Consider the following 12058-nt stretch of genomic DNA (forward strand, 5'->3'; position numbering starts at 1 on the left):
ATTGAGTAAAAATGACAACTGAATTAACAGCAATAAAAACAAATAGACTTCTGCTTAGACAATTCGTGGAAAGCGATATTGAAAATATATTCAAAGGTCTTTCTCACCCGAAAATTATAAAACATTACTGAATTAGTTTTGACACTTTAGAGTCAATTAAAGAACAAATGGCTTGGTTTTCTGAACTTGAAAAAAGTGGAACTGGAATGTGGTTTGCTGTTTGTTTGTTAGACAATAATTTTTTTTTCGGTGCAGGCGGACTTAACGGTATAAGCAAGGAACATAAAAAAACTGAAATTGGTTTTTGGTTGTTGCCCGACTATTGGGGACAAGGAATAATGAAAGAAGCAATGCCACAAATCTGTGACTTTGGTTTTAACAAACTCGGACTTCACAGAATTGAAGGCTTTGTAGCAGCCGAAAATATTAATTTTAAAAACGCAATGACTAAACTTGACTTTCAATCCGAAGGTACAATGAGAGACTGTGAAATTAAGAACGGGAAATTTATAAGTTTGGATATTTACGTTAAACTTAAAACTAATGAAAATTAAAGACAGAAATGAATGCCGAACCGCTAATCAAGTATACGGCGGTTCGCAAAGTGATGGGTTGAGTTCCATGTAAATCTCCAACATTGATGATAGCCTTTCTTCTTAAGTCGCTGTAGGGTAATTGTAGTGGTTAGAATCGGGCTCTGGTACTTTTGCCTTTGTTTCACATACAACTCCGGCTTTTGTTTTTGTTTATTTGGTAATAAACTTCAACTATTTCTTGAGATTACGGTCTATATTTTATACACTATTCAACTTATTTTAAGTGAACACCAGTGTAATAATAAACAAACAGAGCTCATCTGAAAGACGAGCTCCTAATCAATTTTTCTTCTATTACTTTCTTTTAATTCAAATTGAAAGAAACTATTAAAACCATAAAGTGTTACCCTATTTGTCGTACCCCTTTTAAAAAAATCCAAGACATAAAAAGTTTTTCGCCGTCTTTGGTTTTAACAGCTTGAAATTTTGGAGCTAAAATAGTCCCCACCGCAAAGGCTGTCAATGGGATCCAAAATCCAGTTAAACTAGTGTAGTTTTCCACTAGAAAACGAAAACCAATAAACAAAATAGCAAAACAACCCAATTGATATAAAAATGCTCTTACTTGTAATTTCGTCATATCTGTCCCCTATCCCGCGCGGCGAGAAATCCTATTAGGGGTAAATAGGTTTTTATATTTGACTATCTAATTTATAAAAATCTTTTTCAACTTTACTTGAAGGACTATATTCCCTCTTCGGGGGTTAGAGGGCTATTAAACTTGGTTCTTTTGCTTCCCTCATACATTTCATATTTTACCAAACGTGCTTCTAAACTAGCATTAAACAATTTTATTTTTCTCGAAGGTTTTAATCCAACGAATTTCAAGGCTTCTAAATTCGCAGTAATAAACCAAGCATTGGTTGCTGGATAATTTTTCTTCAACGTATCCCCGATATTTTTATAAAATTCTTCCATATGAATATCCAATCGCTCGTCATACGGCGGATTGAAAACCATATGCAATTTGCCTTCAGTAGTTTTCTCGCTATCAAAAAAGTTTTCTTCAGCAACCGTTACGTATTCGTCTAAATTGGCATTTTTGATATTGTCTTTGGCTTTTTGAACCGCACTTGGCGCTTTATCATAGCCTGTTATCGTGTAATGAAACTCTTTTACTTTTTTCAGCAAACTGTCCATAATTTGGTCAAACAAATCATTATCCCAATCCTTCCATTTTTCAAAAGCAAATTCTTTTCGGTTGATATTGGCTGGAATATTACAAGCTATCATTGCGGCTTCGGCCAAAAATGTTCCTGAACCACACATCGGATCCAAAAAGTGCCCTTGTCCTTCCCAACCTGATAATAATAAAATTCCCGCGGCCAAAACTTCATTGATAGGAGCAATATTAGTAGCTGTTCTATAACCACGTTGGTGCAAGGAATTTCCAGAAGTATCTAATGCCACCGAAACTTGGTCTTTGCCAATATGAATGTTGATTCGTAAATCAGGAAAAGCTTTGTCAATGCTTGGACGTTGCCCAGTGCGTTCTCTAAACTGATCCACAATCGCGTCTTTACACTTTTGAGACACAAACTCCGAATGGTTAAAATGATCCGAATGCACCGTTGCATCAATCACAAACGTTTGATTGGCATTAAGGTATTTTGACCAATTCACACTTGCAATACCTTTATACAAAGCTGCTTCATTATTGGCTCTAAAAGAATAAATTGGTTTTAACACCTTTAATGCAGTACGCAAAGACAAATTGGCCTTGTACATAAATCCTTTATCTCCCTTAAAACTCACCATTCGTATGCCTTGCTCAACCTCTTGAGCGCCCAATTGACGCAACTCTTTGGCCAATATTTCTTCAAAACCAAAAAAGGTTTTGGCTACCATTTTAAAATTCTCCATTGCTATGCTATATTCCAAGTATTAAATTCCAAACTCCAAACGATTTGAAATAGTATATTTTCTGCAAAAATACACTAATTTTGCCGGACTTAAATTAATTGAAAACGAATAAATGTCTGAAGACCAAAAACCCGCAACAAATAACCTAGAGCTTTCAACCAAAAATTGGTTCACATCATGGTTTGATACACCTTACTATCATATTCTTTATAAAGAGCGCAACTACCGTGAGGCGCAAATTTTTATGGATAACTTGACACAGTATCTTAACTTACCCGATAAAGCAAAAGTCTTAGATTTAGCCTGTGGCAAAGGCCGTCACGCCATTTACTTGAGCCAATTAGGATACAACGTTTTGGGAGCGGATTTGTCCGAAAATAGTATTGCTGAGGCGAGCAAAAACAGCAACACCCATTTATCTTTCAAAGTGCACGACATGCGTGAACCTTTTGAAGAAAAGTTTGACGCTATTTTCAATCTATTCACTAGTTTTGGTTATTTTGAAGACGAAGCCGATAATCTAAAAACTTTAATTGCTATCAAAGAAAGCCTATCCGAAACAGGTTTTGCAGTAATTGATTTTATGAATGTGAATCAAGTCATTGAAACCCTCGTTCCAGAAGAAGTTAAAACGGTAGACCAAATCGATTTCCACATCAAAAGATATGTAAAAGAAGGACATATTTACAAAGAAATCAGTTTTGAAGACCAAGGACAACACTATCATTTCACCGAAAAAGTAAGAGCTTTTAGTTTAAAAGATTTCCAAGAGCTAATGGATGAAGCTGGCATATATTTGTTGGATATTTTTGGAGATTATAAACTCAAAAAATTCCATAAAACCGATAGTGAACGTTTGATTATGATTTTCAAATAGTTCATTCTAAAAACTTTTAAACATTTTAAATAACAAAAATGAATTACCTCTTGCCTTTAATTGCAGTAATCCTTGGCTATGTCTTGGCTTTAGTTTTCAAACCGAAAAAGAAATCCAATTTAAAACTCTTATTGGCTTTTAGCGGCTCATTTTTGCTGTCAATTACTGTAATTCATCTTTTGCCCGAAATCTATCATCATCATAATGAGTCTATCGGCATATTTATTATGATGGGGATTTTATTTCAAATCATTTTAGAATTTTTTTCCAAGGGAGCCGAACATGGTCATGTACATGGTCATGACAAAATGAGTCAAATACCTTGGTTGTTGTTCATCAGCCTTTGCATACATGCCTTTTTAGAAGGCTTTCCAATAGGGCATCATCATGACTTAGCCATCGGAATTGCTATTCACCACCTGCCCATTGCTATTATTTTGACTACTTTTTTCGTACAAGCCCAACTCCATCCCAAAGCCATTTTTGCCTTTATGATAACCTTCGCCATGATGACACCCTTAGGCACATTGGCTTCCGACTTTATCCCTGAATTACAAGAATACACCACCGAAATCACTGCCATCGTGGTTGGAATTTTGTTTCACATCTCCTCCACCATCATTTTCGAAAGTAGCGAGGGACACAAATTCAACGTCGCCAAAATATCAATGATTATTCTAGGAATTGCCCTAGCTTTTTTCATTTAAAAAATAATTTGGGCGTGCCCCCATAGCGCAAAGGGGCTTACTTATAACGCCGTTTATAAAGCCCCTTTGCGCTATGGGGTCGGGCTTTCCGCGCTACTTCGGTAGCTAGCTGCAATCCCTCACAAAAGAAAATGGTATCCAATAAATTCCTATTTTTACACGAAAAAGTTTTATTTAATTATGACCTTCACTAAAACCACCGAACAATCCTCAAAATACGAACATTTAGAAAAAATGTCGGTTCAGGAATTGCTACACAATATCAATCAAGAAGACCAAACAGTTCCTTTAGCAGTTGCAAAAGCCTTACCTCAAATCGAAACCTTGGTAAACGAAATTGTAACCAAAATGAAACTAGGAGGACGCCTTTTTTATATTGGAGCTGGGACTTCTGGACGATTAGGTGTGGTCGACGCATCGGAATGTCCACCTACTTTTGGCGTTCCTTTTGATTTAGTTGTAGGCATCATAGCGGGTGGTGACAAAGCCATCCGAAGAGCCGTAGAAAATGCCGAAGATGACGCGGAACAAGCTTGGAAAGATTTACAACAATTCGACATCAATGAAAACGATGTGGTCATAGGTATTGCTGCTTCTGGCACAACTCCATATGTAATAGGCGGTTTAAAAGCCTGCAACGAGAAACAAATCAGTACTGGAAGTATTTCTTGCAATGCAGGAAGTCCGTTGTCACAAACCGCAAAATTCCCAATCGAAGTCATTGTCGGTCCAGAATTTGTAACAGGAAGTTCGAGAATGAAAGCAGGTACCGCTCAAAAATTAGTTCTCAATATGATTTCGACGGCTACTATGATTCAGCTAGGTAAAGTAAAAGGCAACAAAATGGTCGATATGCAATTAAGTAACGCCAAGTTGGTAGACCGTGGCGTGAAGATGATTATGGGAGAAATTCCTGTTTCTTACGAAAAAGCATCCGAATTATTGGCCAAATACGGAAGTGTCCGAAAAGCGGTAGACAACTTCAACCCTCAAAATTAAATTCTTACTTCTAACCTCTCACTTCTAACTTTAAATGGCAACCAACAAAGACTTTTTATCCAAAGGAATCAAATATTTATCGGGAGCTTTGCCTCTACTCTTCCTTGGTCCGTCTATCATTTATAACGCCTTTATGAACCAACATACAAATTGGCATTATCTAGTGCTCGGCATAGGAATCATAGCTTGTTTGGCTTCGATGTACTTAATCTTTACAGGCCTTAGATGGATTATGAAAGCTTTATTTAACTACTAATGGAAAACCTAATTAACGTTCAAAAAACCTTCGAAAAAATCATTGCTGTTGATCAAAAAATAAACCATCGCGAGTTTGAAGATTGTGTATTTAAAAACTGTGATTTCTCCAATAGTGATTTATGCAACAACACCTTTATGGATTGCGAGTTTATAGACTGCAATTTATCTATGGTACAACTTGCAGGCAGTAGTTTAAAAACCGTTCGTTTCAAAAACTGTAAACTCTTGGGCATTCAATTTCAAGAATGTGATGATTTTTTATTCGACGTGGGTTTTCAAGATAGCGTGTTGGATTACGCTTCTTTTGCCAATAAAAAAATGCCTAAAATCCAATTTTCAGGGTGTTCGGTGAAGGAAGTAACTTTCATAGGGACACAACTGAACAATAGTGTGTTTGATAATTGCAATCTTGACCGTGCGATTTTTAATGATACCCAATTGGCAGGAGCCGATTTTAGAACCGCCTACAATTACAGCATCGACCCCGAATTCAATCCGATGAAAAAAGCTAAATTTACCACACAAGGAATCGTAGGCCTTTTGGACAAATACGATATTAAAATTGAATAAAAATAGAACTACACATGAAAAAAATATTTTACCTCTCACCTCTTTTACTTTTGTTTTCCTGTTATAATGTAGAACGAAAATGCTCCGATTTTAAAACCGGAAAATTCAAATTTGAGTATGAAGTAAACGGTGTCAAAAAAATAACCGTTTTTGAACGCAAAGACAGCATAGAAATTGAGACTTTTGAAGGCAAAACGGATACAGCAATCATTCGATGGGTCAACGATTGCGAGTATATTTTACAAAAAAAGCAGCCTAAAAACATGGCAGAAGAAAAAGCCATTCAAATGAAAATTTTAACCACAACTGCTAATTCCTACACTTTCGAATTCGGAATGGTAGGTTCCGATGCGAAACAAACGGGAACCGTTACGAAACTTTAATTTAATTCAAAAAAAACTAAATTTTAACCAACATGGAAGTATTTCTAAATCCTGATGCCTGGATTGCCTTATTGACCCTAACATTTCTAGAAATTGTTTTAGGTATAGACAACATTATCTTTATTTCGATTGCGACCAGCAAATTGGCCCCAGAAAAACGCAAAAAAGCCACCAAAATTGGAATGTTTTTGGCCATGTTTATGCGAATCGCTTTGTTGTTTGGAATCAATTTGTTGATTCAGATGAAAAAACCTTGGCTCACTATCGATTGGGGATGGTTTCAAGCAGGAATTACTGGACAAAGTATCATATTATTATTAGGAGGGCTATTCTTGATTTATAAAAGCACCAATGAAATCCGTGAAAAAGTAGACGAAAAAGGCCACGAAGAGAAGGAATTAGGCAAAGCCGCTACCAAATCTTTCCAAAATGTCATTTTTCAAATTATTATGATTGATTTGGTTTTTTCTTTCGACAGTATTCTTACCGCAGTTGGGATGACCAATGGCGTTCCTGGTGCAATTTACATTATGATAACAGCTGTAATTGTTTCGATTTTCATCATGATGCAATTTGCTGTTCCGGTAGGTAATTTTGTAAACAAACATCCCTCTATTCAAATCTTGGGATTATCCTTTTTGATTTTGATTGGCTTTATGCTATTGACAGAAAGTGCTCATTTATCCAATGCCTTAATCTTCGGAAGTCACGTGACGCCAGTACCTAAAGGCTATTTGTACTTTGCTATTTCATTTTCTCTATTCGTCGAAATATTGAATATGAAAACCAAAAAGAAATAATAAAAAGAGAGGCTGTAGGACAAAATACAGCCTCTCTTTTTTAGTTCTATAAATTTATGACAAGCCAGAAATCACTCCGGCATCATCAATATCAATTCGGGTAGCGTTGGGCAATTTTGGTAAGCCTGGCATGCGCATCACTTCGCCTAGCAATGGAATTACAAAACCAGCACCACTGGCAAATTCAAATTCCCGCACGGTTACTGTAAAACCCGTGGGGCTTCCTATCATTTTTTCATCATCAGAAAAACTAGCGGGCGTTTTGACCATACAAATTGAAAAATGACCAAAACCTAATTCTTTAATTGTCTGCAATTGTTTTTTGGCTTTTGTCGAATAATCTACCTCAGCAGCACCATAGATCTCAGTTGCAATCGTTTCAATTTTGGATTCAATAGCATCAGATACTTGATATAAAGCTTTATAATTTGCCGAATTGCCATCTATTTCAGCCAATACAGTTTCAGCCAATGCAGCTGCACCTTTGCCTCCATCTGTAAAAGCAGTACTCACAGCTGCCTTAACTCCTTTTTTAGCACATAATGCCATTAACACTTCGTATTCTTCTTGTGTATCAGTAGGAAAAGCATTGATACAAACCACAGGTTGTATGCCAAACTTTTGAATATTATCAATATGTCTTTCTAAATTACAAAAGCCTTTTTTTATGGCCTCAACATTGGGTGCTTTACATTCTTCTGCTATCAAACCTGCGTGATGCTTTATGGCTTTTAAGGTAGCTACCAAAACCACTGCATCCGGTCGCAACCCAGATTGTTCACATTTGATATGAAAAAATTTTTCAGCACCTAAATCGGCTCCAAAACCTGCCTCGGTAACCACATATTCCCCCAAAGATAATCCCATTTTGGTAGCAATCACCGAATTGGTTCCTTGTGCAATACTCGCAAAAGGTCCTCCGTGGATGATGGCTGGATTTCCTTCGATAGTTTGCACCAAATTAGGTTTAATAGCATCTTTCAACAAAGCAGCCATTGCCCCTACCACTTTCAAATCACTGGCAAAAACAGGAGTACCTTCTACCGTTTTTCCCACATAAATATTCCCTAAACGTTTTTTGAGGTCAGCTATATCTTTGGACAAACATAAAATAGCCATAATTTCAGAGGCAGGAGTAATATTGAAATTTTCCTCACGCATCACGCCATTTCCTTTGGCACCAACACCAACTATGATTTGTCGCAACACACGATCATTCATATCCATAACACGTTTCCAAACAATAGATTTAGGATCTAAATTTAATTCCGGTGATGGATTATGTAAATGATTATCAATGATGGCAGAAAGCAAATTATTAGCCTTTTCAATGGCTGAAAAATCACCTGTAAAATGAAGATTAATATCTTCCATAGGCAAAACTTGAGCATAACCTCCTCCAGCAGCTCCTCCCTTTAAACCAAAAACAGGTCCCAAAGAAGGTTCACGTAAAACTGCGATTGCTTTTTTGCCAAGGCTACTTAACCCATCTGTTAATCCCACTGTCATGGTGGTTTTGCCTTCACCATATTTAGTTGGCGACATAGCCGAAACTAAAATTAATTTTCCTTTAGGTTGCTCTTTTTGCAAGTGTAATGGTAATTTGGCTTTGTATTTACCGTACAACTCCAAATCGTCTTCGTTTATTTGTAGTTTTTGCGCAATGTCTTTTATTAAAGAAATCTTGCTTTTTTGAGCAATTTCTATATCTGAAGGAAATAATTTCATACTAATTGAATTAGTTTTTGTTTATTCTGCAAAAATAAACCAAATTCAAAACATAAAACACGATAAAAATCAGGTTTAAAAAAAACCGTTTCAATAAGAAACGGCTTTTTATTTACTCTAAAGATAAGGTCACTTGCCCATCGTCTTCTAATTGTATCGCTCCATCATCTACTGGATCAATATCTAATTTCGTCTCCTCAGGCTGTTCTTCTTCTGGTTCTTCATAAGGTAAAGGGGTTAACAAATTAACCTGTTTCAATTTGTCGGAGGTCACTTGATTCCCTAGGGCCTTAAAGCCTTTAACAGCAATAAAACTTTCAACGTCGATTTCTTGTCTTTCCTTTTGAACACCTTTTACCTTAGCAAAAATCAACTCTACTACCGGACGATAATCGGTGGCAACAATTTCTAATTTTGAATTGGGTGATCTGTAATAAACGATTCTTCTTTATTTTCTACCTCCACCAAGAAACGTTTCAAAAAGTACCGTTCTTTTTCGCCATCAAAATAAAGGGCAGAAATTGGTTTTTTGGGATTCCATTTTTCCAACACAATCATATCCTCATCAAAATGAGTAGACAGCTCTGGAATAATAACTTTGAGTTTTCCTGTCTGAGAAATGACTAATATCTTGTCGCTTGGTCTAAATTCGCCCAACAACTCGCCTCTTCCATCGACATTTAAGCGCTGCACGGTATCGTCAAACCAAACTTTTCTAGGCAATAAAGTAGAAATCCCTTTCTCTTTCAATTCAATTTTTTTGATGGGATATTTGCTGACCAAATTTCCTTTTGAGGCGCGTCCCTTTATGGCTAATTTGGCAAAATCAATATCAAATTTGAGCTTTTTGATACTACCAACTTGACGTAGGATGATATTAATTACCTCCGCTTCACCATTTGGATTGCATGAAAAATAAAGAATTTGCGAACCTGCAGCTCCATTGGTTAAATCGTAGGCTTTATCTCTAGTTACCCAGAAACATTGAATCGTTTAATATAAGAAGGTCCTGATTTACCATCACGATAAATCAAATTGTAAATTGTACGTTTATCGCCTTTATCAAAAATAGCAACGTGAATAATGTCTTTACCACAAATGTCTTAGCATCGACTTTGGTAATCATCATCGTTCCATTACGTAGAAAAACAATTACATCATCGATATCAGAGCAATCTACTACATATTCATCTTTTTTCAAGCTAGTTCCACAAATCCTTCTTCGCGATTGACGTATAGTTTGGTATTACGCAAAACCACTTTGGTCGCTTCGATGTCATCAAAAATGCGGAGTTCCGTTTGGCGTTCTCTTCCTTTACCGTATTTTTCTTTAAGTTTGGCAAAATAAGCTATCGCAAAATCGATAATGTGATCCAAATGATGTTGTACTTCCTTCATTTCGTCCTCCAATTTCGCAATGAAATCATCGGCTTTATCCGAGTCAAAACGCGTGATTCGAATCATTGGGATTTGCGTTAGTTTTTGCAAATCATCATCGTTAATTTCTCTCACAAAGGACGCTTTGAAAGGCTCAAAACGATCGTACATGTATTTGTACAACGCTTCTCTGTCCGAATACAATTTGAAGTCAATGTACATTTCTTCACGAATGAAAATCTTTTCAAGTGTAGCAAAATGCCATTTGTTTTTTAATTCTTCTAATTGAATTTCGAGTTCTTGACGCAATAAATCTACCGTGCGGTCTGTCGAAATTTTCAACATATCCGAAACCCGATAAAAAGCGGTTTGTTGTCTTCAATCACACAACCTAACGTGCCACTGACGTTTCGCAAGCAGTAAAAGCGAACAAGGCATCGATGGTTTTATCTGGAGAAACACCTGGGAAAAGATGGATTAAAATCTCAACCTCGGCAGCAGTATTGTCTTCGATTTTCTTGATTTTGATTTTCCCTTTTTCATTGGCTTTCAAAATACTATCAATCAAACTAGATGTATTGGTCGAAAACGGAATTTGTGTAATCACCAAGGTATTTTTATCCAACTGCGCTATTTTGGCTCGTACCCTTACGCGTCCACCACGCATTCCGTCATTATAATTGGACACATCAGCGATACCTTGTGTCATAAAATCTGGATACAAAGTAAATGGCTTTCCTTTCAGAATTTTTATGGAAGCATCGATTAATTCATTGAAGTTATGAGGCAAAACCTTAGTAGAAAGTCCACCGCAATTCCCTCAGCTCCTTGTGCAAAAGCAACGGAAACTTCACTGGAAGATTGTTCGGTTCTGCACGACGACCGTCATAGGATACGCCCAATCCGTAATTTTAGGCGAATACAATACCTCTAAGGCAAATTTGGACAAACGCGCCTCGATATAACGAGAAGCAGCTGCTCCATCTCCCGTTAAAATATTCCCCCAGTTTCCTTGGCAGTCAATCAATAAATCTTTTTGACCAATTTGCACCATTGCATCAGCAATACTCTGATCCCGTGAGGATGGTATTGCATAGTGTGTCCCACCACATTCGCTACTTTGTTATAACGACCGTCGTCTAATTCTTTTAACGAATGCATAATACGGCGTTGTACCGGCTTGAATCCGTCTTCGATTGCGGTACGGCACGTTCTAAGATTACATACGAAGCATAATCCAAAAACCAATCTTTGTACATTCCTGTAACTTTGGTAATGGTATCGTGCTCGTCTGCATTATTTTCGTAAAAATGGTGCATCCCACTTGAAGTCGATATATCATCAAAACCCTCTTGATCATTAGCATCAAAACTGGCGTCGTTGTTTTCGTCTTCGTTCGAAAGGATGTTATCTTCTTCTTCGTCTTTCATTTATATCTTTATAAATCTACTTAATCGTTATTTCAGTGCTAAAAAGATACTTTCTTTGCAAATATGTTCTTTTGTGGTCACCCAATTTCCGCTTTTGTCTTTCGTTTTTTTGGTCACTATTCCACATTCTTTGTGATCATTGCTTCTGATGATAAAAAATGTCCACCAAAACTAGGGCAAAGCTAATATAATAATTACTACTGTTTTCTTGTTCATTTTCATTACATTTCAATTCAAATTCAAAAGGCCTTTACGCTTTAAAAACTCCGTTTCTTCTTGAGGATCTTCAAAAGTTACAAAAAGTTTTATTCCAAATTTTCGAAATAGTTCTGCCATATCAGAATAACAATACTTTTGAAAACCTTCTAAATTGCCCGAATTATTTGAACCACGGCAATCAATACAAAACTCATTATAACCAAGAATTTTATTTTTTTTTATCTCTAAATACTATCATGTGTCGAGGCATA

12 protein-coding genes and 2 pseudogenes are annotated in these 12058 nt (G+C 36.5%); 8 read left to right on the plus strand and 6 right to left on the minus strand.

Going from position 1 to position 12058, the window contains the following annotated elements:
* Window positions 1-167: 167 nt before the first annotated feature.
* Entirely contained in the window at window positions 168-554 is a 387-nt protein-coding gene (locus tag BXU11_RS16265) for a GNAT family N-acetyltransferase (protein WP_369803218.1), read from the plus strand.
* A 385-nt stretch (window positions 555-939) separates the two neighbouring features.
* Here BXU11_RS16265 and BXU11_RS16270 read toward each other — a convergent pair whose 3' ends face one another.
* Both BXU11_RS16270 and BXU11_RS16275 read right to left on the minus strand, forming a co-directional pair.
* Window positions 940-1176, minus strand: coding sequence for a hypothetical protein (locus BXU11_RS16270; protein WP_024980017.1), 237 nt, complete (start codon window positions 1174-1176; stop codon window positions 940-942).
* A gap of 104 nt (window positions 1177-1280) precedes the next feature.
* The gene (locus BXU11_RS16275; protein WP_024980018.1) at window positions 1281-2459 is read right to left on the minus strand and encodes a class I SAM-dependent RNA methyltransferase; all 1179 of its coding nucleotides are present in this window, start codon (window positions 2457-2459) and stop codon (window positions 1281-1283) included.
* A gap of 112 nt (window positions 2460-2571) precedes the next feature.
* On the opposite strand from BXU11_RS16275, the gene BXU11_RS16280 reads away from it, so the two are divergent.
* From BXU11_RS16280 to BXU11_RS16310, 7 genes are all read left to right on the plus strand, one after another.
* Window positions 2572-3336: a class I SAM-dependent methyltransferase gene (locus BXU11_RS16280; protein WP_078213311.1), complete on the plus strand. Its 765-nt coding sequence runs from the start codon at window positions 2572-2574 to the stop codon at window positions 3334-3336.
* A 38-nt stretch (window positions 3337-3374) separates the two neighbouring features.
* Entirely contained in the window at window positions 3375-4043 is a 669-nt protein-coding gene (locus BXU11_RS16285) for a ZIP family metal transporter (protein ID WP_024980020.1), read from the plus strand.
* A 180-nt stretch (window positions 4044-4223) separates the two neighbouring features.
* On the plus strand, window positions 4224-5042 hold the full coding sequence (gene murQ / locus BXU11_RS16290; RefSeq protein WP_078213312.1) for an N-acetylmuramic acid 6-phosphate etherase: 819 nt from the start codon (window positions 4224-4226) through the stop codon (window positions 5040-5042).
* Between the two features lie 34 nt (window positions 5043-5076).
* Entirely contained in the window at window positions 5077-5298 is a 222-nt protein-coding gene (locus BXU11_RS16295; protein ID WP_078213313.1) for a DUF6095 family protein, read from the plus strand.
* A complete protein-coding gene (locus BXU11_RS16300) occupies window positions 5298-5870 on the plus strand; it encodes a pentapeptide repeat-containing protein (protein ID WP_078213314.1) in 573 nt (190 codons plus the stop codon). The genes BXU11_RS16295 and BXU11_RS16300 overlap by 1 nt, the downstream gene beginning before the upstream one ends.
* A gap of 14 nt (window positions 5871-5884) precedes the next feature.
* Window positions 5885-6253 (plus strand): DNA topoisomerase IV, encoded by a 369-nt coding sequence (locus BXU11_RS16305; protein ID WP_078213315.1) that lies wholly within the window; start codon window positions 5885-5887, stop codon window positions 6251-6253.
* Window positions 6254-6285: 32 nt separating this feature from the next.
* Window positions 6286-7053 carry a TerC family protein gene (locus tag BXU11_RS16310; protein WP_078213316.1) on the plus strand — a complete coding sequence of 256 codons (768 nt, stop codon included), beginning with the start codon at window positions 6286-6288 and terminating at the stop codon, window positions 7051-7053.
* Window positions 7054-7107: 54 nt separating this feature from the next.
* Here BXU11_RS16310 and BXU11_RS16315 read toward each other — a convergent pair whose 3' ends face one another.
* The 4 genes and pseudogenes from BXU11_RS16315 to BXU11_RS18460 all read right to left on the minus strand — a co-directional run bounded on the left by BXU11_RS16315 (window position 7108) and on the right by BXU11_RS18460 (window position 11588).
* Complete coding sequence (locus BXU11_RS16315) at window positions 7108-8781, minus strand: formate--tetrahydrofolate ligase (protein WP_078213317.1); 1674 nt, start codon at window positions 8779-8781, stop codon at window positions 7108-7110.
* A 112-nt stretch (window positions 8782-8893) separates the two neighbouring features.
* A pseudogene (locus tag BXU11_RS18585) lies at window positions 8894-10266 on the minus strand (DNA gyrase/topoisomerase IV subunit A); the annotation flags it as partial.
* A 283-nt stretch (window positions 10267-10549) separates the two neighbouring features.
* Window positions 10550-11319: pseudogene (locus tag BXU11_RS18455) on the minus strand (DNA gyrase subunit A).
* The gene (locus BXU11_RS18460; RefSeq protein ID WP_255373959.1) at window positions 11307-11588 is read right to left on the minus strand and encodes a hypothetical protein; all 282 of its coding nucleotides are present in this window, start codon (window positions 11586-11588) and stop codon (window positions 11307-11309) included. The pseudogene BXU11_RS18455 and the gene BXU11_RS18460 overlap by 13 nt, the downstream one beginning before the upstream one ends.
* Window positions 11589-12058 lie beyond the last annotated feature (470 nt).

The organism is Flavobacterium sp. LM5, assembly GCF_002017945.1.
Taxonomy (GTDB): domain Bacteria; phylum Bacteroidota; class Bacteroidia; order Flavobacteriales; family Flavobacteriaceae; genus Flavobacterium; species Flavobacterium succinicans.